This is a genomic window from Streptomyces sp. NPDC003042 (assembly GCF_053591315.1).
The window spans coordinates 17263-40619 of the sequence record NZ_JBSFTP010000067.1 but is presented as its reverse complement, the minus strand read 5'-3'; the positions used below and the strand labels follow the sequence as shown (position 1 = coordinate 40619).

Annotated in this window: 19 protein-coding genes; 6 read left to right on the top strand and 13 right to left on the bottom strand. The window is 72.7% G+C overall.

Annotated elements, in window-relative coordinates:
* On the top strand, positions 1–1727 hold a 1727-nt coding region (locus tag ACWDYJ_RS27335), incomplete at its 5' end, for an ATP-binding protein (protein ID WP_451568244.1).
* Between the two features lie 75 nt (positions 1728–1802).
* Here the strand turns inward: ACWDYJ_RS27335 and ACWDYJ_RS27330 are convergent.
* From ACWDYJ_RS27330 to panB, 3 genes are all read right to left on the bottom strand, one after another.
* A complete protein-coding gene (locus tag ACWDYJ_RS27330; protein WP_451568243.1) occupies positions 1803–2666 on the bottom strand; it encodes an ABC transporter permease in 864 nt (287 codons plus the stop codon).
* Positions 2663–3694 carry an ATP-binding cassette domain-containing protein gene (locus ACWDYJ_RS27325; RefSeq protein ID WP_451568242.1) on the bottom strand — a complete coding sequence of 344 codons (1032 nt, stop codon included), beginning with the start codon at positions 3692–3694 and terminating at the stop codon, positions 2663–2665. The genes ACWDYJ_RS27330 and ACWDYJ_RS27325 overlap by 4 nt, the downstream gene beginning before the upstream one ends.
* A gap of 102 nt (positions 3695–3796) precedes the next feature.
* The gene (panB, locus tag ACWDYJ_RS27320) at positions 3797–4657 is read right to left on the bottom strand and encodes a 3-methyl-2-oxobutanoate hydroxymethyltransferase (RefSeq protein WP_451568241.1); all 861 of its coding nucleotides are present in this window, start codon (positions 4655–4657) and stop codon (positions 3797–3799) included.
* 306 nt (positions 4658–4963) lie between these two features.
* On the opposite strand from panB, the gene ACWDYJ_RS27315 reads away from it, so the two are divergent.
* Positions 4964–6001 carry an endonuclease/exonuclease/phosphatase family protein gene (locus ACWDYJ_RS27315; RefSeq protein WP_451568240.1) on the top strand — a complete coding sequence of 346 codons (1038 nt, stop codon included), beginning with the start codon at positions 4964–4966 and terminating at the stop codon, positions 5999–6001.
* A gap of 85 nt (positions 6002–6086) precedes the next feature.
* Here ACWDYJ_RS27315 and ACWDYJ_RS27310 read toward each other — a convergent pair whose 3' ends face one another.
* Both ACWDYJ_RS27310 and ACWDYJ_RS27305 read right to left on the bottom strand, forming a co-directional pair.
* The gene (locus ACWDYJ_RS27310; RefSeq protein WP_451568239.1) at positions 6087–7841 is read right to left on the bottom strand and encodes an NAD+ synthase; all 1755 of its coding nucleotides are present in this window, start codon (positions 7839–7841) and stop codon (positions 6087–6089) included.
* A 126-nt stretch (positions 7842–7967) separates the two neighbouring features.
* The gene (locus ACWDYJ_RS27305; RefSeq protein WP_451568238.1) at positions 7968–9107 is read right to left on the bottom strand and encodes a DUF4190 domain-containing protein; all 1140 of its coding nucleotides are present in this window, start codon (positions 9105–9107) and stop codon (positions 7968–7970) included.
* A gap of 342 nt (positions 9108–9449) precedes the next feature.
* Between ACWDYJ_RS27305 and ACWDYJ_RS27300 the strand changes: the two genes are divergently transcribed.
* Together ACWDYJ_RS27300 and ACWDYJ_RS27295 are read left to right on the top strand one after the other, a co-directional pair.
* Complete coding sequence (locus ACWDYJ_RS27300; protein ID WP_451568246.1) at positions 9450–10172, top strand: DUF998 domain-containing protein; 723 nt, start codon at positions 9450–9452, stop codon at positions 10170–10172.
* Entirely contained in the window at positions 10169–11053 is an 885-nt protein-coding gene (locus ACWDYJ_RS27295; protein ID WP_451568237.1) for an alpha/beta fold hydrolase, read from the top strand. Before ACWDYJ_RS27300 ends, ACWDYJ_RS27295 begins: the two co-directional genes overlap by 4 nt.
* Here ACWDYJ_RS27295 and ACWDYJ_RS27290 read toward each other — a convergent pair.
* From ACWDYJ_RS27290 to ACWDYJ_RS27275, 4 genes are all read right to left on the bottom strand, one after another.
* Positions 11038–11457 (bottom strand): CBS domain-containing protein, encoded by a 420-nt coding sequence (locus ACWDYJ_RS27290; RefSeq protein ID WP_451568236.1) that lies wholly within the window; start codon positions 11455–11457, stop codon positions 11038–11040. The genes ACWDYJ_RS27295 and ACWDYJ_RS27290 overlap by 16 nt on opposite strands.
* 132 nt (positions 11458–11589) lie before the next feature.
* Positions 11590–12327 carry a DUF305 domain-containing protein gene (locus ACWDYJ_RS27285; RefSeq protein WP_451568235.1) on the bottom strand — a complete coding sequence of 246 codons (738 nt, stop codon included), beginning with the start codon at positions 12325–12327 and terminating at the stop codon, positions 11590–11592.
* Positions 12324–12974 carry a DUF3105 domain-containing protein gene (locus ACWDYJ_RS27280; protein ID WP_451568234.1) on the bottom strand — a complete coding sequence of 217 codons (651 nt, stop codon included), beginning with the start codon at positions 12972–12974 and terminating at the stop codon, positions 12324–12326. The genes ACWDYJ_RS27285 and ACWDYJ_RS27280 overlap by 4 nt, the downstream gene beginning before the upstream one ends.
* A gap of 77 nt (positions 12975–13051) precedes the next feature.
* The gene (locus ACWDYJ_RS27275) at positions 13052–13522 is read right to left on the bottom strand and encodes a hypothetical protein (RefSeq protein ID WP_451568233.1); all 471 of its coding nucleotides are present in this window, start codon (positions 13520–13522) and stop codon (positions 13052–13054) included.
* Positions 13523–13696: 174 nt separating this feature from the next.
* Between ACWDYJ_RS27275 and ACWDYJ_RS27270 the strand changes: the two genes are divergently transcribed.
* Positions 13697–15058, top strand: coding sequence for a glutamine synthetase family protein (locus ACWDYJ_RS27270; RefSeq protein WP_451568232.1), 1362 nt, complete (start codon positions 13697–13699; stop codon positions 15056–15058).
* Between the two features lie 111 nt (positions 15059–15169).
* Here ACWDYJ_RS27270 and ACWDYJ_RS27265 read toward each other — a convergent pair whose 3' ends face one another.
* The 3 genes from ACWDYJ_RS27265 to ACWDYJ_RS27255 all read right to left on the bottom strand — a co-directional run bounded on the left by ACWDYJ_RS27265 (position 15170) and on the right by ACWDYJ_RS27255 (position 18318).
* Positions 15170–15622: a MarR family transcriptional regulator gene (locus ACWDYJ_RS27265; RefSeq protein ID WP_451568231.1), complete on the bottom strand. Its 453-nt coding sequence runs from the start codon at positions 15620–15622 to the stop codon at positions 15170–15172.
* Positions 15623–15624: 2 nt separating this feature from the next.
* Positions 15625–16125: a MarR family winged helix-turn-helix transcriptional regulator gene (locus ACWDYJ_RS27260; RefSeq protein WP_451568230.1), complete on the bottom strand. Its 501-nt coding sequence runs from the start codon at positions 16123–16125 to the stop codon at positions 15625–15627.
* A gap of 111 nt (positions 16126–16236) precedes the next feature.
* A complete protein-coding gene (locus ACWDYJ_RS27255) occupies positions 16237–18318 on the bottom strand; it encodes a PIG-L family deacetylase (protein WP_451568229.1) in 2082 nt (693 codons plus the stop codon).
* Between the two features lie 1064 nt (positions 18319–19382).
* Here ACWDYJ_RS27255 and ACWDYJ_RS27250 point away from each other — a divergent pair.
* Entirely contained in the window at positions 19383–22370 is a 2988-nt protein-coding gene (locus ACWDYJ_RS27250; RefSeq protein WP_451568228.1) for a bifunctional [glutamine synthetase] adenylyltransferase/[glutamine synthetase]-adenylyl-L-tyrosine phosphorylase, read from the top strand.
* A gap of 24 nt (positions 22371–22394) precedes the next feature.
* Here ACWDYJ_RS27250 and ACWDYJ_RS27245 read toward each other — a convergent pair whose 3' ends face one another.
* Complete coding sequence (locus tag ACWDYJ_RS27245; protein WP_451568227.1) at positions 22395–23159, bottom strand: CAP domain-containing protein; 765 nt, start codon at positions 23157–23159, stop codon at positions 22395–22397.
* Between the last annotated feature and the right edge of the window lie 198 nt (positions 23160–23357).

Sequence of the window (23357 nt, the reverse complement as noted above, 5' to 3'; positions counted from 1 at the left end):
GGGACCTCCTCGACGAGGACGAGCGCACCGTCCTGCGCCGGCTGTCCGTCTTCGCGGGCGGCTGCGACCTGGCCGCCGCCGAAGAGGTCTGCGCAGACGGAGTCCGCCTCGACGTCGCCCACACCCTGGGCTCCCTCGTCGACAAATCCCTCGTCGTCGCCACCCCCGACGGCTCCGGCATGCGCTACCGCCTCCTGGAGACGGTCGGCGAATACGCTGCCGAGCGGCTCGCCGAGGCCGACGGCGACCGGGCGGCCACCGAGCGCCGCCACCTCGTCCACTACCGCGAACTCGCCCGCGCCCACGAGCCCCTGCTGCGCTCCCACACCCAGCGGGCAGCCGCCGAGCGGCTCGCCACCGAGTACGAGAACCTCCGTACCGCCCTGCGCCGCGCCGTCGCGGGCCGCGACGCCCAGGAAGTCCTGTGCCTCGTCCACTCGCTCGTCTGGTACTGGTACACGCACGACCTGCGCACCGAGTCCCGGCACTGGTCGAACGCCGCCGCGGCGCTCGGACCCGACCCCTTCGCGCCCCCGGTCGTCCCCGCCGAACCCGTCCACGAGCGGATCGTCGACACGCCGCCGCCCTACAGCGGCGAACTGCTCACCGAGGGCTGGCGCGGCATCCAGATGATCCGGCTGGTCGCCCGCGACCAGAACAACGACAACTGGAACAGCCCCGAGGTCCGCACCCAGATCGACGGCATACTCGCCGCCTACCGCCCCGGACTCCCGCAGACCTGCCGGGTCCCCGCCAATTTCTGGGTCTACGCCGTCATGATCTCCGGCGACGCCGCGCTGCTCCAGCGCGTCCTGGACGCGTCCGTGGACAGCTCCCGCGACCTCGGCTACCGCTGGGAACTCGCCTCCGCCCTCCAACTCCGTGCCAACATCCTCGCCAACCGCGCCGACTGGGCCGGCGACGCGTCCCGCGACGCCGACGAGAGCCATGCCCTCTTCCGTGCGCTCGGCGACGACTGGGGCTGCGCCGAGGCGCTGTCCGCCCGCGCCGAGTCCCGGGAGAAGTGCGGCGAGTACGCCCTGGCCGGGCAGGACTACCGCGCCGCGATCGAGCACGCCGAACGCCTGGGTGCCAAGGCGTTCGTGACGGTGCTGCGGGTACGGATGGCCGGGACCCTCTCCGAGAACGGCCGGATCGAGGAGGCCGAGGAGATCCTCAGGGAGGTCCTCGCCACCGAACTGCATTACGGCAACGAGGCCCTGCCCGCCGCCCGGCTGTTCCTCGCGGGCATCCTCGGCCGCACCGGGCGGATCTGCGAGGCCCGCACCCAGCTCCGGTCGCTGCGCGAGGAGTTCGCGTTCGGCGCGTACGCGGTCTTCGACGTGTTCTTCCTGGCCACGGTGGCCTGGCTGGACAACCAGGAGGGCAAGCACGAGGACGCGCTGGCGCTGATCCGCGAGGCCACGCACTCGGCCATGGATCCGCTCGCGCTGATGGTCGCCCCGCAGCTGCCCGCCGTCTACCTGCTGACGGCGGCGGTCGCCCTCGCCTCGCCGGGCGGCCCGGGGCGGGAGCACGACGCCGCGCGGCTGCTCGGCGCCTACCGGGCCCATCTGCCCCCCGGGCACGTCCCGGTGACCACGGAACGCGCGGACGCCGCCCTCGCCGAGGAGCTGACGCGGGCCGCGCTGGGTGACACCGCGTACGAGGCCGCGTACGCCGAAGGCGGTGACCTCACCCTGGAGGAGGCCACCGCCCTCATCTGACCCGACGACCGGCCCGGGCCCGTCCGGGACGCGATCCGGAACGGACCGGGCCGTGGGTCAGGTCCATGGGCGGGCTTAGGTCTTCTGACGGAACTTGCGCACCGCGAGCGGCATGGTGACCGCCGTGATGGCGATGGACCAGGCCAGGGTCATCCACACCGAGTTGCCGACCGGGGTTCCGTTGATCAGGGCACGGGCCGCGTCGGCCAGGTTGGACAGCGGGTTGTAGTCCGTGAAGGCCTGCAGCCAGCCCGGCATGGTGGACGGCTTGGCGAAGATCGAGCTGCCGAACTGCAGCGGCATCAGGACCAGCATGGCCATGCCCTGCACGGCCTGGGCGGTCTTCATGGTGAGGCCCAGCAGGATGAAGATCCACATCAGGGAGGCGCCGAAGACGACCGACAGGCCGATGGAGAGGAACAGGTCCAGAACCGAGCCCCGGATCGACAGGCCGAGGATGAAGCCCACGCAGAGCAGGATCGCGATGGCGACCAGCATCCGGCCGACCTCGACGACGATCTTGGCGAGCAGGACGGACGACCGGGCGATCGGCATGGACCGGAAGCGGTCCATCACGCCCTTCTTGAAGTCGTCGTTGACCCCGGTGCCCACCGCCATGGCGATGTTCATGCCCATCATGGCCATCAGGCCGGGGATCAGATAGCTGACGTACTCGCCCTGGTTGCCCTTGCCGGAGACGGCGCCGCCGAAGACGAACACGAACAGCAGCGTGAAGATGATCGGCATGAACAGGACGTCGAACATCGACTCGGGGTCCTGCTTGATCTGCAGGGCGTTGCGGCGCACCAGGGCGCCGATGTGCCGCAGGTTGGCCCGCAGGCCGATCCGGCCCTCGCCGTGAGGCGCGGCTCCCGCCGGGGCCGCGGCGGGCGCGGGCGCCGTATCGGCGGGCTGCTTCGTCGTGGTTACGGTGCTCATGCCGCGACCTCCTCGGTCTGCTCGGTGGGAAGGGAGTCCCCGGCGTCGGCGGGCTTCTGGCCGGTGATGGACAGGAACACCTCGTCCAGGCTGGGCAGGTAGGTGCCGAGGTCGGCGATCGCGTACCCGCGGCCCGCCAGCAGGCCGACCACGGCGGTCAGCTGCTCGTCGCTGAGGATCGGGACCAGCAGCACGCCCTCGTCCGGCACCGCCTGGGAGCCGGCCACGCCGTCGAGCCCGGCCTCGGCCAGCGAGCGGGCCATGCCCGGCAGGTCCGACGAGGAAACGGGGCGGATCTTCAGGGTGCGGCCGCCGACGCGCGCCTTCAGCTCGTCGACCTTGCCGCTGGCGATGACCTTGCCGCGGTCGATGACGGTCAGCTCGCTCGCGAGCTGCTCGGCCTCCTCCATGTACTGGGTGGTGAGCAGGACGGTGGCCCCCTCGGCGACCAGCCGCTGGACCTCGTCCCACACCTCGTTGCGGGTACGGGGGTCCAGACCGGTGGTCGGCTCGTCCAGGTAGAGCACGGCCGGGTTGCCGATCAGCGAGGCGGCGAGGTCGAGCCGGCGGCGCATGCCGCCGGAGTAGTTCATGACGGCCTTCTTCGCGGCCTCGGTCAGGGAGAACCGCTCCAGCATCTCGTCCGCACGGCGGCGGGCGTCCTTGCGGGACAGGTCCAGCAGCCGGCCGATCATGTAGAGGTTCTCCCAGCCGGAGAGCTTCTCGTCGACCGAGGCGTACTGGCCGGTGAGGCCTATGGTCCGGCGCAGCTGGCGGGGCTGGCGGACCACGTCGTAGCCGGCGACCGTCGCGGTGCCGGCGTCGGGAGTGATCAGGGTGGACAGGCAGCGCACCAGGGTGGTCTTGCCGGCGCCGTTGGGTCCGAGCACCCCGAGGACCGTGCCCTCACGGACATCCAGGTCCACACCGTCGAGGGCTCGTGTTCCCTGGGGACCGCCATATTGCTTGACCAGCCCCCGTACCTCTACGGCGTTGGGATTCTTGTCGTTTCGCGTCATGTGCCCCATGGGAACATCCGCCACTGACAAAGCTCCGACAGACGACCGACAGAAGCCCTACAGCCCGCCGACACCCATGTCGGCGGGCTGTAGGGGAGTACCCGAGAACCCCTAGTGGAAGGCGTGCTCCTCCTGCGGGAACGTTCCGCCGACCACGTCCTCGGCGAAGGCCTTTGCCGCGTCACCCATGGTCTCGCGCAGGTTCGCGTACTGCTTCACGAACCGCGGCATCTTCCCGCCGGTCAGACCCATCATGTCGGTCCACACCAGCACCTGCGCGTCGCACTCCGAGCCCGCGCCGATGCCGACCGTCGGAATGTGCAGGGACCGGGTGACCTCGGCGGCCAGCTCGGCCGGAACCAGCTCCAGGACCACCGCGAAGGCTCCCGCGTCCTGCGCCGCCTTCGCGTCGCGCAACAGCCGGTGCGCCGCCTCGTCGCCGCGACCCTGCACCCGGTAGCCCATGGCGTTCACGGACTGCGGGGTCAGACCCAGGTGCGACATGACCGGGATGCCGGACTGGACGATCAGCTCGGTCTGGGCCAGCGAGCGCTCGCCGCCCTCCAGCTTGACCGCCCCGACCCCGGCCTCCTTGACCAGCCGGGTCGCACTGCGCAGCGCCTGCACGGCGCCTTCCTGGTAGGAGCCGAACGGCAGGTCGCCGATGATCAGGGCGCGGCTGGTACCCCGTACCACGGCCGCTGACAGCAGGGTCATCTCGTCCATCGTCACGGGGACGGTGGTCTCGTAGCCGAGGTGACAGTTGCCCATCGAGTCGCCGACGAGCATGACCGGGATGCCGGCCTCGTCGAAGACGGACGCGGTCATCGCGTCGTAGGCGGTGAGCATGGGCCACTTCTCGCCGCGCTCCTTGGCGAGAGTGAGGTCGCGGACGGTGATGCGCCGGGTGCCCGTGCCCCCGTAGAGAGTGGGGGAGGCGGCTTCGCGGGCAGGCGAAACGGCATGCGTCATTGCAACGGCTCCTTGTTCATCTCGAGGCACCCTTACGGCGTCCCCGGACTCACCCACCATGGTGGCACCCGTACGGCCCGGTGCGGAAGTGGCGAGGGTGTGGCGCGACGACCGGTCCGTCACGCTCCCGGCCCGTCTCCGGGCGCGCCCGAGCCAATGTGCGCGTTTCGTGACAAGCGGAACCCCGGCCGTACGGCCGTTCGTCCTCCCGGTCGTACGGCCGCAGCGGACGGCATGGCAGGCTTCGTACATCGCCTAGGGTCAAGGGGCGGGGACGGAGCGCGAGCACGGCAGCGAGGACATGGCATGGCACAGGCGTACATGACGGAGACGGGGAACGGCGGCTCCGAGCCCGGGCCCTCCCGACCCGGCCTCCGGCGCCGGCTGGCCGAGCTGGCCGAGCTGCGCCACGACCCGGGCATCTGGAAGCGCGGCATCGTGACCGCCGTGCTGGCCGCGCTGGTCTCCCTGGTCATGGTCCTGCACGCCGAGCTGCCCAACGACGTCGGCAACCTGGGAAGCCTCACCGAGACCTTCCTGCCCTGGCTGGGCCTGGCCGTGCCGGTGCTGCTGGTCGTCGCCGTCATCCGCAAGTCCGCCACCGCGCTGATCGCGATACTGCTGACGGCCGTGGTGTGGGTGAACCTCTTCGGCGGGCTTGTCACCGACAAGTCGGGCTCCGGCGGCAATCTGATGGTCGCCACCCACAACGTCGACGCCGACAACGCCGACCCGCGCGGCACCGCCGAGTCGGTGGCCAAGTCCGGAGCCGACGTGCTGGCCCTGACCGAGCTCAAGGGGGGCGTCGTCCCCGTCTACGAGAAGGCCCTGGCCGGCACGTACAAGTACCACGCCGTCGAGGGCACGGTCGGCGTGTGGAGCAAGTACCCGCTGACCTCCAGCAGGCCCGTCGACATCAAGATGGGCTGGACCCGCGCCATGCGCACCACCGTGGCCGGCCCCTTCGGCGAGGTCGGCGTCTACGTCGCCCACCTGCCCTCGGTGAGGGTCAAGCTCCAGGCCGGTTTCACCGCCAACCAGCGTGACAACAGCGCCGACGCGCTGGGCGCCGCGCTCGCCGCCGAACCGCTGAAGAAGGTCATACTGCTCGGCGACCTCAACGGCACCATGAACGACCGCGCCCTGTCCGAGGTCACCTCGCAGGTGCGCTCCACCCAGGGCGCGGCGGGCGACGGTTTCGGCTTCAGCTGGCCCGCCCAGTTCCCGATGGCCCGGATCGACCAGATCCTCGTGCGCGGGGTCAAGCCGGAGGCGTCCTGGACCCTGCCGCGCACGGGCAGCGACCACCTGCCGCTCGCCGCGCGGCTGACCGTGAGGAAGTAGGCCGTACCGCGCCGCGTCCTACGCGTGAAGGGGCCTCGCCGCATCAGCGGCGAGGCCCCTTTCCCGTGCGGGCCGAGCGCAGCGGCTACGCGTGCTCGCGCCAGCCGTTCGTGATCGGCAGCCGGCGGTCCTTGCCGAAGCCCTTCCCCGAGATCTTCGTGCCCGGCGGGTACTGGCGGCGCTTGTACTCGGCCATGTCCACCATGCGCAGGGTCTTGGCGACCAGCTCGCGGTCGAAGCCGCCCTCGACGATCGCCTCGAAGCCTTCGTCCCGGTCCACGTACCGCGCCAGGATCGCGTCGAGCACCGGGTAGTCCGGCAGCGAGTCCGTGTCCACCTGGCCCGGGCGCAGTTCGGCGCTCGGCGGTTTCGCGATGGAGTTCTCCGGGATCGGCGGGGTCTCGCCGCGCTCGGCCGCGGCCCGGTTGCGGTACTCCGCGAGCCGGAAGATGTCCGTCTTGTAGACGTCCTTGATCGGGCCGTAGGCGCCGACCGAGTCGCCGTAGAGCGTGGAGTAGCCGACGGCCAGCTCGGACTTGTTGCCCGGGGCCAGCACGATGTGGCCCTCCTGGTTGGAGACCGCCATCAGCATGGTGCCGCGCAGCCGGGACTGGAGGTTCTCCTCGGCCAGGCCGGTGAGGCCCAGCGCGCCCATGTACGCGTCGAACATCGGCTCGATCGGGACGGTCCGGAAGTTCAGGCCGGTCCGCTCGGCCAGATCGGCCGCGTCGCCCTTGGAGTGGTCCGAGGAGTACTTCGAGGGCATGGAGAGGCCGTAGACGTTCTGCGCGCCGATCGCGTCGCAGGCGATGGCGGCGACGAGCGCGGAGTCGATGCCTCCGGAGAGCCCGATCAGGACCGAGCGCAGTCCGTTCTTCTTGACGTACGCGCGCAGGCCGACGACCAGCGCGTCGTAGATCTCCTCGTCGTCGTCGAGCCGGTCGGCCTCGCCGCCGGTCACGACCGGCGCGTACGGCGCCACCGGCTCCTCGGACAGGATCACGCGGTCGATGCGCAGCCCGTCGTCCACGACGCCCCCGGGGGCGTCGGCGCGGGCGGCGGGCAGGTCGAGGTCGACCAGCACGCAGCCCTCGGAGAACTGCGGGGCGCGGGCGATGACCTGGCCGTCGGCGTCCACGACGATCGAGTCGCCGTCGAAGACCAGCTCGTCCTGGCCGCCGATCATGGCCACGTAGGCGAGGGTGCAGCCGGCCTCCTGGGCCCGCTTCCGGACCAGTTCGAGGCGCAGGTCGTCCTTCTTGCGCTCGTACGGGGAGGCGTTGACCGAGATCAGCAGCCCGGCCCCGGCGGCGCGGGTGGCCGGGACGCGGCCGCCGTCCTGCCAGAGGTCCTCGCAGATGGCCAGGGCCACGTCCACCCCGCGCACCCGGATCACGGGCTGCGTGTCGCCCGGTACGAAGTACCGGAACTCGTCGAAGACGCCGTAGTTGGGGAGGTGGTGCTTGGCGAAGCGCAGGACGACCTGGCCGCGGTGCAGCACGGCGGCCGCGTTCTGCGGGGAGCCGGCCGGACGGCCGAGCCGGGGCGTGGCCCTCTCGGAGCGGTCGAGGTAGCCGACGACGACCGGCAGTTCACCGAGGCCCTCGGCCGCCAGCCGCTCCGCGAGTTCGCGCAGTGCGGTACGGGAGGCCTCGACGAAGGAGCCGCGCAGGGCGAGGTCCTCGACGGGGTACCCGGTCAGCATCATCTCCGGAAACGCCACCAGATGGGCGCCCTGCTCGGCGGAGTGCCGGGTCCAGTGGACGACCGAGTCGGCGTTGGCGGCGATGTTGCCGACGTGCGAGTCGATCTGATTCAGCGCGAGGCGAAGTTGAGGCACGGGGCCCAGTGTAATCGTCTTTCTGACGCGATGTCCTGGGCCCCGGCCTTTTCCGGCGGTTTCCGGTGGGGCAGCCCGGCGGTGTCGGCCGGCCGGGGTCAGCCTGGCGGGGTCAGCCCGGCGGGGTCACCGAATGGGGCCGCTGAACTTCGCGGCGGGCAGCAGCACGCCGGGGGACACCTCGGCGCTGATGCTCTTCGTGCCCTCGGGAACCTCGAAGGCGACGGTGCCCGTGGAGGACCCGCCGGGCTCGATGACGCCCGTGACCGTCTTCGGCATCCGGCCGTCGAAGACGAGCTTGCCGGCGTCGCCCTGGTCGTCCGTGACCCTGGGCATCGCGTAGCCGACGCTGTGGCGCTTGTCCGTGGTGTTGGTGATGGTGAGCGTCACCTGCACCGCGTTGCCCACGTCCATGTACTTGTTGGCCGTGACGTACTTCCTCGGCGCCGACATGCTCACCTTGATGCCGTTGGGGTACGTGTACGTCTGGCCGAAGGCGAGCGGGGTGCTCATGCCCGGCCCCTCGGAAGGAGTCGTCGGCGGCATGCTGTAGGACGGTGGGGAGGGCAGGGTGAAGGGCTCCTCCTCGTCGTCCCAGTACGAGTCCTCGACGCTGCGGTCGATCTCCTTCTTCGTCTTGTCGATGAAGGCGACGGTGAGGAACCAGCCGCCCACCGAGGCGCCGAGGCTGAGCACGCCGAGGATGGTGCCCGCCAGCGCCATCCCCTTGCGGGGCGCGCCGGCCCGGGCGCGGACCAGTGCGGCGATTCCGAGGCCGAGGCCGGTCAGGCCGATGAGGGTGCCGATCCAGAAGAGCAGCGGGGTGAAGGCCACCGGGACCGCCACGATGCCGAGGACCAGGGCGGCGACGGCCATGCCGTTGGTGTCCGGGGTCGGAGCCGGATAGCCGGGATAGGCGCCGGGGTAGCCGGGGTACCCGGGCTGGCCGGGGTAGCCCGGGTACCCCGGACCGGAGGGCCGGCCCCACGGGTTCGCGGGCGCGCCCGGGGCGCCGTACGCACCGGCCGGGGGCGCGGGCCGCGCCGGGGGCGCGGTGGTCAGCGGCGCGAAACCCGACGGGGCGGGCGACGCGTCGGGGGAGGGCGGTGCGAAGGGGTTGTGCTCGGCGGCCGGGGGCGCAGGGGCGGGGGCGGGCGCCGGAGTCTTCCGCAGCGACGGTCCCGAGGCCGCCTCGGGTATGGGTGTCCCCGCGGGCTCCGTCGGCGGACCGGTGGGGCTGCTGGGCGGGTTCGGGGGCGTGCTCATACCTGGCGGCGTCCTTGGGGAGTGCGGTGTGGCCGGGGTGCGGGGTGGCCGAAGTGCGGGTGGCGGGCGTGCGGGGTGGCTGGGGTGCGGGCGTGCGGGCGTGCGGGCGTGCGGGCGTGCGTCAGCCTGCCATGCTCCACGGTCCCCTCCAAGCGCTTTCGGCCCGCTCGCAGGCGGGCCTGAAATGGGGTGGTCTGGCGCAATCGGGGGAGGGGTGCGGGCAACGCGGCGGCCCGTAGTCGCGTCTTCCCGGGCGTGGAACTCGACCGGACGGCCGGAGGAGCGGCCCCGGATCTCCTGAGGATTGGTCACCTTATGCACACAATGGTCCCCATGAGCCCCATGGTCCCCACGGCCGGAAAGGCCGCGCGGGATCACCGCCTGGCACGCGGCGCCCGGCCCGTCGCCGCCCTCGTCGGCCTCGGCGCGGCCGCCTACACCGCCTGGGTGCTCGAAGTCGTCCTCTCCACCGGCCTCAACCCCGTCGAGACCTACGTCAGCGAGCTCGCCGCCCAGGACCAGCCGCTCGGCGGCCTCTTCCGGGCCACCGACTTCACCGCCGGCCTGCTCGCCTTCCTCGGTGGGCTGCTCGCCCTGGTCCGGCTGGTGCGCCACGCGCGTTCCCGCCGCGCCTGGGCCGTCACCGGCTGGGCAGGTGTCGCCCTCTTCGGCGCGGCCACCGCCGCCGACGCCTGGCTGCCGCTGAGCTGCGCGCCCACCGCGGACCCCGAGTGCGCTTCCCGGGAGACCGCGGGGCTGGTCCCGGCCACCCACCAGGCCCACGCCGTCAGCAGCAGCCTCGCCATGACCGGCGCGCTCACCGGGATCGTGGCCCTCACCGTCGCCGCCCGCCGCTACGGCTGGTTCGCGCCGCTGGCCCGCTACGGCCCCGCCCTCGTCGTCCTGGAGCTGCTCGCCACCGCCTGGACGCTGACCGCCGTCGCGATGTTCACCGCCGGGCGCGGGACCTGGGCCCTCGGCGCCGGGCAGCGCCTCCAAGTGCTGTTCGTGGCGCTCTGGCTGGGGCTGCTCGCCGCTTCCGTCCACAGGGAACGCCGTACGTGAGCGGCGGCACCGGCCGGTTCGTCCGGGTGGGCGGGATCCCGCTGCACGTCGTCGTCGAGGGCAGCGGCCCGGTGTGCGTACTCGGCGCCGGACTCGCCATGGCCTGGTTCGACTGGGACCCCGTCGCGGCCCTTCTCGCCGCCCGGGGCCGCACCGTGGTCCGCTACGACCGCCCGGGGCACGGGCTGAGCGCTCCGGCCGCCGGGCCCCCGAGCGCCGCCGGGGAGGCCCACCGGATCGCCGCCCTGCTGGACGCGCTGGGCCGGGGCAGCCGTCCGGTCACCGTCGTCGGGCACTCCCTCGCAGGGTTCCACGCCGAGGCCTTCGCCCGCCTGTACCCACAGCGCACCGCCGCGCTGGTCCTGGTCGACGGCAGCGTCGAGGAGACTCCTTTCCGTCCGTTCGGCCGCCCGGTCCTGCCCGCCGCGCTGCGCACCGGCGCCGCCCGCGTGCTCGGCCGCGCCGTCAGCGCCGCCGGGCTCCCGGCGGCGCTGGGGCCCGCGGCCCGGCGCGGCGCCGTACGGGCCTCCCGTACCGGCGGGCCCGACCCGGCCGCGCGGGACCTCGTACGCCGCTGCTACCGCACGAGCCGGGTCTGGCGCGGCGCGCTCCTGGAGAACTCCCGCTACCCCGACATGGCCGCGGAGGTCCTGGCCCTGCGCCTGACGCACCCGCTGGCCGCCCCCGCCACGGTCCTGGCCGGGTACGACGGATCCGCGGGCCGGGCCGCCCTGCGCTGGCTCGGCCGGCAGGCGGCGCTCGCCGACCGGCTCGGCGCCCGCTTCGAGGTCGCCGAGCCCGCCGGACACCTGGTCATGCTCGACCGCCCGGACCAGGTGGCCCGGGCGGTCGGCAGCGCCGCGGGTCAGCCGCGTGCGTAGACCGCCTCCACGAAGTGCGCTATCTGGCCGTCCGAGAGGTGCTTGGCCAGGTCGGCCTCGCTGATCATGCCGACCAGCCGCTTGTTCTCGATCACCGGCAGCCGCTTGATCTGGTGGCTCTGCATCTCCTCCAGGACCTCGGAGACGTCCGCGCCCGCGTCGACCCAGCGTGGCGTGCCCTGGGCCATGTCACCGGCCGTGGTCCGCGAGGGGTCGAGTCCCTTGGCCACACAGCCCACCACGATGTCGCGGTCGGTCAGGATGCCGCAGAGCCGTTCGTTGGCGTCGCTGATGGGCAGCGCGCCCACATTGAGCTGGTCCATCAGCTCGGCGGCCCGGTCGAGGGTCTCGGTGGCCGGAATCCACTGGGCTCCGGGGTGCATGATCTCTCCGGCTGTGGTCATCGTGTCAACCTCCCTGAGCTGGATCGCGGCGGGCGCGGACGCGTCCGCCGTGGCGTCCTCAGGAGCGCGCGCCCGTACGGGGCGGAAGGCGGATCCGAGGACGCCCTCCCACCACCGTACGAGCGCATCGCGTCACCCGCGCGGCGCTGCCCCGCGCGAGCGGAGCATGTCCGCCATCAGAGTGAGTTCCGACTGCTGCGCGTCGACCATGCCCTGGGCCAGTGCACGCTCCGCCGGGGTCCGGCATTCGCGCGCACAGCCCTCGGCCATGGCGACGCCGCCCTTGTGGTGGTCGGTCATCAGCTGGAGGTAGAGCACCTCCGCGCCCCGGCCACCGGCGGCGGCAAGGGCCGCGATCTCCTCCTTGGAGGCCATGCCCGGCATGAGCGCCCCCGGCTTGGCGGCGTGCCCCGCGTGGCCGTCGTGCCCGCCTTCGGCGCCTTCCGCGCCGCCCGTCCCCATCCAGGACATCGGCGGCTCGTCGGCCACGACCTTCGGCAGCCCCCACAGGTCCAGCCAGCCCAGCAGCATGCCGCGCTGGTTGGCCTGGGTGTTGGCGATGTCGTAGGCCAGGTTGCGGACGGCCTCGTCCTGGGTGCGGTCGCGGACGACGAAGGACATCTCCACCGCCTGCTGGTGGTGGACGGCCATGTCCCGGGCGAAGCCCGCGTCCGGCGAGTGGAGCGCCGGGGCACGGGACGACGTACCGGAACCACCGCCATCGCCACCGCCGTCGGGGCCGCTCGCGGTGGCGACCGTGGCCCCCACCGCGAACAGCACGGCCAGGACGACGGCGGCGCCGGCGGCCCAGTACGTACGGGTGGGAGAGGTCGTCCGGGTGGGATCGGTCGTCCGGGTGGGATCGGTCACTTGTCGGCCAGCCCGCTGGTGCAGGCCGCGCCCGGTTCGGGGGTCTGCGGGCCCTGGACGTACTTGGTGAAGAACTGCGACACGCGGGGGTCGGACGCGTTGTCGACGGTCAGCTGCTTGCCCCACGCGCTGAGCATGATCGTGCCGGTCTGCTCCTTGACCGGGCTCATCAGCGTGTACGGGGTCTTGCCGACGGTCGCGGCGAGCTTGTCGAGGTCGCCCTGGGCGGCCTTCTCGTTGTACGTCACCCAGACCGCGCCGTGCTCCAGCGAGTGGACGGCGTTCACCTCGGGGATCGGGTTCTTGTAGACGTCGCCGTTGCAGTTCATCCAGCGCAGGTGGTGGTCGCCGCCGACCGGCGGGTTCATCTCGTACTTGACCGGCGTCTCGACGTGGTTGCGGCCCAGGTTCTTCGCGTCCCACGTCTGCTCGCCGTTCACCGGCGCCTTGAGGGCCTCCTGCGCGGCCTTGTCCTTCTGCTTCTGGTCGATCAGCACCCAGGCGCCGAAGCCGATCAGACCGGCGACGATCGCCGAGGAGGCGGTGATCGCGATGATCTTGTTACGCCGGTCGCGCGCTTTGTCGGCGCGGCGCATCTCGGCTATGCGCGCCTGGCGGGAGTGGTTGTCGGACGCCTTGCTGGCCATGGTCCCTGGTTCCTTCTGCTGAGGGGGGTGTGGGTGGAGCCGGTGGTGCTGCTGTGCGTGGTGCGGCGCCGGACGCGTCACGTCCGCAGCACCCGCAGGGCGTACAGGTCAGGGGCGCGCGCGAGCGTCCCGGGCGGCCGGACGGGGCCCGCGGCGGTCGCCCGGGGGGCGGCGGGCACGGCCGAGGCCCCCGACGCGCTCACGAGGGGCGGCGGGGCGGGCAGCACGGCCGGGGTCACGTCGGAGATCGGCGAACAGCCCGGCGGGTCGTACGGGGACACGCAGACGGCGTGCGCGCCGTGCGCCGCCCGAACGGGCTCCGGCGCGTGCGCCTCGGGGGGCCGCGCGCAGAGGAAGGCCACGCCGGCCGCCACTCCGACGGCGACCAGCAGGAGGAGGGCAGCCCGGCGGACGGCAGTGCTGCGGGCGGCGGCACCGCGGGCGGCGGCACCGCGGGCGGCGGCACCGCGGGCGGCGGCCCGGCAAACGGCAGCGCTGCGGACCGGGCGGCCGTGGCCCCCGTTCCGCGTGTGCTCCCAGCCCCCCATGGGCGCAGATGGTAATGCTCATGACCGGTGGCCGGTCAGTGCGGGGGTGTCATGACCTTTCCGGGGTGCGTAATGTGGCGGAAACCACCGCTGGCGATACTGGGCCGGCCCGACTGTGCCCCCGACCGCCCGATGCGGTGGTGCACAGGCCGTCTGAACTGTGAGGATGAAGGCATGGACAAGCAGCAGGAATTCGTCCTCCGGACGCTCGAGGAGCGCGACATCCGCTTCGTGCGCCTGTGGTTCACCGACGTACTGGGCTTCCTCAAGTCCGTCGCGGTCGCCCCCGCCGAGCTGGAGCAGGCCTTCGACGAGGGAATCGGCTTCGACGGCTCCGCGATCGAGGGCTTCGCCCGGGTCTACGAGTCCGACATGATCGCCAAGCCGGACCCGAGCACCTTCCAGATACTGCCGTGGCGCGCCGAGGCGCCCGGGACCGCCCGGATGTTCTGCGACATCCTGATGCCGGACGGCTCCCCGTCCTTCGCGGACCCGCGCTACGTCCTCAAGCGCATCCTGGCCAAGACCTCCGACCTGGGCTTCACCTTCTACACCCACCCGGAGATCGAGTTCTTCCTGCTGAAGGACAAGCCGCTCGACGGCTCCCGGCCGGTTCCGGCGGACAACTCCGGCTACTTCGACCACACTCCGCAGAACGTCGGCATGGACTTCCGCCGCCAGGCGATCACCATGCTCGAATCCATGGGCATCTCGGTGGAGTTCAGCCACCACGAGGGCGCGCCCGGCCAGCAGGAGATCGACCTGCGCTACGCCGACGCGCTGTCGACGGCCGACAACATCATGACCTTCCGCCTGGTGATGAAGCAGGTCGCACTGGAGCAGGGAGTCCAGGCCACCTTCATGCCGAAGCCCTTCTCGGAATACCCCGGCTCGGGCATGCACACCCACCTCTCCCTCTTCGAGGGCGACCGCAACGCCTTCTACGAGTCGGGCGCCGAATACCAGCTCTCCAAGGTCGGCCGCTCCTTCATCGCGGGCCTCCTCAAGCACGCCGCGGAGACCGCGGCCGTGACCAACCAGTGGGTCAACTCCTACAAGCGCATCTGGGGCGGCTCCTCCCGCACCGCCGGCTCCGGCGGCGAGGCCCCCTCGTACATCTGCTGGGGCCACAACAACCGCTCGGCCCTGATCCGCGTCCCGATGTACAAGCCGGGCAAGACGGGCTCCGCGCGCGTCGAGGTCCGTTCGATCGACTCCGGCGCCAACCCGTACCTGACGTACGCCGTCCTCCTCGCGGCGGGTCTCAAGGGCATCGAGGAGGGCTACGAACTCCCGGCCGGCGCCGACGACGACGTCTGGGCCCTGTCCGACGCCGAACGCCGCGCGATGGGCATCGAACCCCTCCCCCAGAACCTCGGCGAGGCCATCACCCTGATGGAGCGCAGCGAACTGGTCGCCGAAACCCTCGGCGAACACGTCTTCGACTTCTTCCTGCGCAACAAGAAGCAGGAGTGGGAGGAGTACCGCTCGGAGGTCACGGCCTTCGAACTCCGCAAGAACCTCCCGGTCCTCTAACCCCAGGTCAGAGCCCTTGCGGGTCGCGCACGACACTCCGGGCCGGTGGTCATCGACCACCGGCCCGGAGCCGTCTCACCCCTACCGGCGAGATCACGATCTGCGGCTGGACTACTGGCTCTGCTCGCCGGCCAGTTCGGCGTTGGCGCGGGCCGTGACGACCGACAGGACGCGCCCGGCCGTGGCCAGCTCCTCGGGGGTGAAGCCGGCGTAGACACGGGCGGCGATCGCCGCACCGTATCCGCTGGTCTCCTCCTGCAGGGACCGGCCCTGTTCCGTCAGGCGGACGACCGACCCGTCAGTCGCCTCGAGCAGTCCGGCCTCGAGCAGTTCCGCCACCGGAGCCAGGGCCGCCGCCTCCTCGATCTTCAGGGCTTCCCGCAGTCTGCCGGCGATGCTTCCCCGGGTCGCGGAACCGCCTTGCGCCGAAGTGAAGTTCAAGGACAAGGACTGCAGGTAGGTGAGGCCCACCGGGGCGAGCGCCTGCTCCAGGACAGCTTTGGTGGCGTAGTGCGCCAGAGCGACGACCTGGCCGTTCACGCTGGGTGTGGTGGCAGTGGACATGGTCACGACTCCTTCGGGGAGGGTTCGAGGGGTACGTCGAGCAGGGTCCGCAGTTCATGGGTGAAGGCTCCGGTGCGCCGGCCGTCGAGCCCGCCGAGCGGTGTGAGCAGTCGGTCCAGGAGCTCCTGGACCACGCCGATCGCCTCGGCGGTGGCCGCGCTGCCACCCGGTGTGAGTGCGAGCTGGACCGCGCGGCTGTCCTCAGGGTCCTTGGTGCGTTCGAGCAGGCCCGAACTCTCCAGCGTGCGGACGAGTTTGGACACGTAGAGGGGTTCGAGCCCGGTGTGGTCCGCGAGCCGCCGCTGACTCGGTCTACCGCCGTCGGCCGCCATGCCGTGCAGGGAGGCGAGCAGTGAGTACTGGGCGTGGGTGAGGCCGAGCGGTGCGAGGGCCCGGTCCACGGCGACCCGCCATTTCATCGAGAGCCGCCATACGAGGAATCCAGGGGTCGGACCGGGTGGGCGGGCCGAGTCGTCGTACGGGCCGTCTGGTGTTGGGCTCATGGGAAAATACGGTACATGGCTATAGTAGCCATGGCTACTAAATCACTGCATCAACTCCGCGTACCCACAAGGAGTTGCCCTCGCAGGCAAGTGCGGGCAGGCCGGGCGAAGTCAGGGGGTCGGGGCGATTGCCGGGTGCCAGGCCGGGTGGGGGGTGGGGGTGGCGGGGGTGGCGGGGGTTGTGGTGGTGTGGAGTTGGGCGTCGAGGCCGAGGACCGCCGTGGTGGTGGCGCCCGTGGGTTCCTGGACCGCCGAGGGGGCGCCCGCGTAGAGCATCCGGGACTCCGTCCAGGCCGGCGGGCCGCCGAGGGTGGTGGTGCTGATCGTGCCGGTGTCCGCGCGCCCCGTCAGGAGGCGGCCCGCGACGCCGACCGCGCCGTAGCCGGCCCGGCCGCCGGACTCCGTGACGCTGGAGACCTGCGGGGCGTCCGGGCCCGCCGTGACGAGGGCGCTGCGGACCACGCCCGAGTCGGGGCGGCGGAAGTAGAGGCGGATGCCCGCGCCGTCCCGGACCGCCGTCAGGGGCACCGTGGTGGCGGGGAGCGCGGTGGGGAACGGCCCGGCGAGCGGGGCGCCGGGGGCGGGCTGGGTCCAGGCCAGGACCGAGGTCGCCGTCGTGGCGTAGACGTGGCGCCGACCGGCCGAGTCGACCACCGCCACCGGGTCGCTCTGCAGGTCCTCGCCGCCCAGGCGCTGCCAGTCGGTGAAGCCGCCCGACGGCAGCTGGGTGCGGGCGCGCAGCGTGCGCCGGGCGTCGCGGACGTGGACGGTGAGCAGGCCGCCGGCGTCCACCGAGGCCGAGGGGGCGCTGATCGCGGAGGTGCCGGGCTCGTCCCCCGCCTCGGGGGTGCCGAGCGACTGCCACGCCCCGAACGGGCCGCCGGGCGCGGACTGGACGGCGTACACGACCTCGCGCAGGTAGTCGGACGGCCCGGAGCCGAGGACCGTGCGGGTGGCGAGGACCGCGATGCGGCCGTCGGGGAAGCGGGCGGTGGTCGCGCCGGGGTCGATGCCGGTGCCGGGGAGCAGGGACGGGCCCGTCCAGGTGCCGTTCGGGTCGCGGGTCCAGACGGCCATCCGGCCGTCCAGGGTGGAGAAGGCCCAGAGCCGGCCGGGGGTTCCCTCGGTGAGCCAGGAGGTGTGGTCGGCGCGGGCGTAGCGCAGGGACTGGGCCCAGTGGCGGCCGGTGGGGCTGCCCGCCACCTTGCGGTCCCCGCAGCCCGAGGGGCTGCCGCAGTGGTCGGCGCGGTCCTGCCAGGCGTACGTCCGCAGGTAGCCGGTCTTCGTCTCGGCGGTCTGCGGGTCCAGGGCGTGGGGGAGGCTGCCGTTGTGGTAGCCGAGGTAGCTCTGGAGCGTGAAGTGGGGGCGGCCCTGGACCTCGGCGTAGCGTTCGGTCGCGGCCTGCACGAAGCGTGCCCCGTACATGTGGTCCTGGTGGTCGGTGTACTTGCCGGTGTGCTCGTAGCGGCCCGGCGTCGGGTCCTGCATCCGTATCGTCGTCGGCCCGTACCGCTCCAGGACCCCGGCTATCGCCTGTATCACCTGGTCCTTGGTGTACGCGTACGGCTCCTTGACGGGGGTGCCCGAGGTCAGCTGGGCGCCGAGCGCGGGTATCTTCCCGTTCCACAGGCCGCGCAGGCTGTCCGGGTTGTTCCCGGTCGGGCTGCGGGCCTCGCGCAGTTGCAGCCAGACCAGGTTGACCTGCGGCTTCGCGACGAGGACGTCGAGCTCGGCGCTGCCGCCGCCCGCGGTGGGTATGACCGTACGCTTCCACGCGCTCGTGCGGTCGCCGGTGGCCATCTGGGCGTACGCGGAGCGTATGCCGTTCTGCCGGGCCTCCGCGTAGTGGGCGTGGTCGGCGGGCTGCTCGGGGTCCTTGGCCTCGCCGCCGCGGGCCTCGTTGCGGCCGTCGGCCTCGCCGGAGGTGAGGTAGGCGGTGGTGACCTGGGTGCCGGCCAGCAGGGAACGGCTGAGGTCGGGGTTCATGAAGAACAGGTCGTCGTCGGGGTGGGCGACGATCTGGACGACCGTACCGGCGGTGGTGCTGACGGGCCGAACGACGGGCTGGTTCTTGTCCTGGGTGGCGCCCGCGGACGTCTCCCGGCCCGAGGCGACGACGAGGACCCCGGTGGTGGTGGCGGTCAGCACGGCGAGCAGGGCCGCGAGGCGGATGCGGCGGCGGGCATCGGGCATCGGTCACGCCTTTTGGTCGTCGCGGGCGGAAACCCTGGCGGTCAGTCAGTCAGAAGGAGGCCAATACGGCGAACTTGGTTCACCGATTTCCCCGATGGCTCCGGCGATGACTGTGCGATGGCTCCTGTTTTTCTTCGCGAACGACCGGATGTGATTGTGCCTTGTGCGGTTCGGGGCATGGGCAGGGGCCCGTCATAAGGACGTCGTTCATCCGGCGGACGGGCAACGGGCGTGCGGCTGTGGGCTGTTGAACGCCTGATTGGGCCTCATGTGCGTTGTGCGGGCCCGTGCCGCGCGGGCCCACCGGCTGCCACGGCGCCGGGTGCGCGTGCGGGACGTCTGCCGACGAGTGCGCCAGTACGTGCCCCCGCGCCGCCGCCCGCTCGTCCCCCTTCAGCGCGGCGGTACGGACGTGGGGGAGCCCCCGGCGCCCCCACCGGGCGCCCCCTGGCCTACGCCCCCGTCCCCGGGGCCCCCGTCCCCCTGGCCCGCGGCCTGGCGGCCAGGCTCTCGGCCGTGGCCCTCCGCCCGCGACTCCGGCCCTGGCCCTGGCTTGCGGCCTGCGACTCCCGGCCCCGGCCTGCGGCCTCGATTCTCGGCCGTGGCCCTTCCTCGGCCTGTGGCCCCTGCCTGCGCCCTGCGACCCCCGGCCCGGCCTGCGCCCCGGCCTCTGACTTCGGCCTGCGGCCCCGGCCCGGCCTGCCCCGGCCCTGGCTTGCGGCCTCGACTCCAGGCCCGTGGCCCTTCCTCGGCCTGCGGCCCCTGCCTGCGCCCTGCGACCCCGGCCCCGGCCTGCGGGCCAGGCCCCCTGAGCTCGGCCTGCCCTGCGGCCCCGGCCCCCGGTTCCCGGCCCGGCCCCCGCCCCCGGCCCCAGCCCCGGACCCCGGCCCCGGCGGCTGGCCTCGGCTCGGCCAACTGCTGGCCCCGGCCCGGCCCGGCCCACGACCTCGGCCTGCGGCCCACCCCCGCCCCCGGGCGTGCCCGTGAGTCCAGCGCTCGCTCCGGCTAGGCTCACAACACGGCCGGCCAGGCCACCGGCAGCGACGCACGCGGGAGGCGGTGGGATGACAGTCCCGGGACGCAGGAGCAGCACCTTCAGCCGGCTGCTGCGCAGCGGCTTCACCGACCCCTCCGCCGCCGCCCGGCTCCTCGACAGCGACGCGCTGGCCGCCGTACGCACCGACCCGGTCCTCCTCGACGCCCTCGGCGCGACCGCCGACCCCGACCTCGCACTCCGGGGACTCGTACGCCTCGCCGAGGCCCAGCCGCCGGGCGAGCTGGCCGGGCTCCTCGACACCCTCGTCAGCGCCAAGCCGCTGCGCGACCGCCTCCTCGGTGTGCTCGGCGCGTCCGAAGCCCTCGGCGACCACCTTGCCCGTCACCCCCGTGACTGGCACGCCCTGGTCACCTACGAGGCCGCCGACCTGCATCCCGGCCTCGCCGACTTCGAGAGCGGCCTCGCCGACGCCCACGACCCCGTCGCCCTGCGCGTGTCCTACCGCCGCTGCCTGCTCTCCATCGCCGCCCGCGACGTCTGCGGCACGACCGACGTCGCCCAGACCGCCGCCGAACTCGCCGACCTCGCCACCGCCACCCTCCGCGCGGCCCTGCGGATGGCGACCGCCGCCGCCCCCGAGGACGCGGTGCTGTGCCGCCTCGCCGTCATCGCGATGGGCAAGTGCGGGGGCAACGAGCTCAACTACGTCTCCGACGTCGACGTCATCTTCGTCGCCGACGCGGCGCCCGGCGCCGACGAGGGCAAAGCCGTCCAGGCCGCCACCCGGCTCGCCTCCCACCTCATGCGGATCTGCTCCGAGACCACCGTCGAGGGCACCATCTGGCCCGTCGACGCCAACCTCCGCCCGGAGGGCCGCAACGGCCCCCTCGTCCGCACCCTCGCCTCCCACCTCGCCTACTACCAGCGCTGGGCCAAGACCTGGGAGTTCCAGGCCCTGCTCAAGGCCCGTGCCGTGGCCGGCGACCCCGCCCTCGGCGCCCAGTACATCGACGCCATAAGCCCCCTGGTCTGGCAGGCCGCCGAGCGCGAGAACTTCGTCGCCGACGTCCAGAAGATGCGCCGCCGCGTCGTCGACAACATCCCCGCCGCCCAGGTGGACCGCGAACTCAAACTCGGCCCCGGCGGCCTGCGCGACGTCGAGTTCGCCGTCCAGCTGCTCCAGCTCGTACACGGCCGCAGCGACGCCACCCTGCACTCCGGCAGCACCCTCGACGCCCTCCAGGCCCTCGCCGCCGGAGGCTACGTCGGCCGCGCCGACGCCGCCCAGCTGAGCGACGCGTACCGCTTCCTGCGCGCCATGGAGCACCGCATCCAGCTCTACCGGCTGCGCCGCACCCACCTGGTCCCGGAGGACGAGAACGACCTGCGCCGCCTCGGCCGCTCCATGGGCCTGCGCACCGAACCCGTCGCCGAGCTCAACAAAGCCTGGAAACGGCACGCCACCGTCGTCCGCCGCCTGCACGAGAAGATCTTCTACCGGCCGCTCCTCGACGCCGTCGCCCAGCTGGCACCCGGCGAGACCCGGCTCTCCCCGCGCGCCGCCGGCCAGCGCCTCGAAGCCCTCGGCTACGCCGACCCGGCCAGCGCCCTGCGCCACCTCGAAGCCCTGGCCTCCGGAGTCACCCGCAAGGCCGCCATCCAGCGCACCCTGCTCCCCGTCCTGCTCGGCTGGTTCGCCGACTCCGCCGACCCGGACGCCGGGCTGCTGAACTTCCGCAAGGTCTCCGACGCCCTCGGCAAAACCCCCTGGTACCTGCGGCTGCTGCGCGACGAGGGCGCCGCCGCCGAGAACCTCGCCCGCGTGCTCTCCGCCGGCCGGCTCGCCCCCGACCTGCTGATGCGCGCCCCCGAGGCCGTCGCCCTGCTCGGCGACCCCGAAGGCCTCGAGCCCCGTACGCACGAGGCACTCGAACAGGAGGTGCTCGCCGCCGTCGGCCGCGCCGACAGCGCCGAAGCCGCCGTCACGGCCGCCCGCGGCGTGCGCCGCCGCGAGCTCTTCCGCACCACCGCCGCCGACATCATCTCCTCCTACGGTACGGAGGACAGCCCGGCCGAGACCGACCCCGGCGCCCTCGTCGACCGCGTCGGCAAAGCCGTCTCCGACCTCACCGCCGCCACCATCGCCGGAGCCCTGCGCGCCGCCGTACGCGCCCACTGGGGCGAGACCCTGCCCACCCGCTTCGCCGTCATCGGCGTCGGCCGCTTCGGCGGGCACGAGCTCGGCTACGGCTCCGACGCCGACGTCCTGTTCGTCCACGAAGCCCGCGAGGGCGTCGACGAGCAGGAGGCCGCGAAGGCCGCCCAGACCGTCGTCTCCGAGATGCGCAGGCTGCTCCAACTGCCCACCGCCGACCCGCCGCTGCTCATCGACGCCGACCTGCGGCCCGAGGGCCGCTCCGGCCCGCTGGTGCGCACGCTGACCTCCTACGCCGCCTACTACCGCCGCTGGTCCCTGACCTGGGAGAGCCAGGCGCTGCTGCGCGCCGAGCCGGTCGCCGGCGACGAGGAGCTCGGCCGCCGCTTCATCGACCTGATCGACCCGCTGCGCTACCCCGTGGAGGGCCTGGGCGAGGACGCCGTACGGGAGATCCGCCGGCTCAAGGCGCGGATGGAGTCCGAGCGGCTGCCGCGCGGGGCCGACCCGACCCTGCACACCAAACTCGGCCGCGGCGGCCTCAGCGACGTCGAGTGGACCGTCCAACTGATCCAGATGCGGCACGCCTGGGCCGAACCGGGCCTGCGCACCACCCGTACCCGCGAGGCGCTGGCCGCCGCCCACGCCGCCGGACTGATCCCGACCGAGGAGGCGGCGATCCTCGACGAGGCCTGGGTGCTCGCCACCCGGGTCCGCAACGCCGTCATGCTGGTCCGCGGTCGCGCCGGGGACACCTTCCCGTCCGAGGCCCGCGAACTGGCCGCCGTCGGCCGCTACCTCGGCTACCCGGAGGGCAGGGTCGGCGAGCTGCTGGACGACTACCGCCGTACGACGCGCCGCGCGCGGGCGGTCGTCGACGAGCTGTTCTACGGGGGCTGAGTGGTCACGGGCCCGGCGGCGGTGTCAGCGCGCCGCGCCGAAGGCCTGCGTCCAGTAGTGGTTCGGCTGCGCCAGGCCGATGCCGATCTCCTTGAAGGAGCAGTTCAGGATGTTCTGCCTGTGGCCGGGGCTGTTCATCCAGCCCTCCATGACCTTCTCGGGAGAGCTGTAGCCGTAGGCGACGTTCTCGCCGTACGTGCTCCACGTGTATCCGGCGCGGGTGATGCGCAGGCCCGGGTCGGAGCCGTCGGAGCCCGTGTGGGACATGTTGCCGTGGTCGGCCATGTCCTCGCTGTGGTCCTGCGCGGCCTTCGTGAGCCTTGCGTTGAGGGTGAGGGCCGAGCACCCGGCGGCGGCGCGCTCCTGGTTGACGAGGGAGAGGACTGCGGCGGCGGCGTCGGAGGCCGGCGGGGCCGAGGTCTTCGGGGGCTCGGGTGCCTGCGGCTTCTTGGTGACGGCCGGCGGCTTCGTCGGCTGCGCTTGCGGCTGCGGCCGCTGCTGCGGGGGTGGGGACGTCTGTACGACCGGCTGCGCGGGCGCTGCGGGGCTGCTGGGAGAGGAGGCCGGGGGACTGCTCGGGGGCTGGACGTCCACGGGCGCCTCGGAGCTCGGGGTCGCCGAGGGGACGCTGTCCCACGGACGCGTCTCCTGCTGGCTCGTGGCCCGTACGCGACCGGTGTCCTCCGTGTCCAGGCAGGCCATGGCGGCAGTGGGGACACCCACGATTCCCAGAGCGCCGACGGCGATGGCTATTCGCTTGAAGGGCTTCTTCTTCCGATGCTTCTGCATGCGTGACCTCATTCGGTGATCGCGAAGCTTCCGGCGCCTGAACCGCAAGGCGCCGGAGGAGCCGCCATTCTTAAAAGCCCCCCAACGGCCTGGCAAGTCTCCGCCGGCCATCCACCCAGGGGATTCGAGGCCCGGCTTGAAACGGGCCCGTGATCGTGCATGGTCACGATTCGGTCACTCCCGCAACCGCCTGATGGG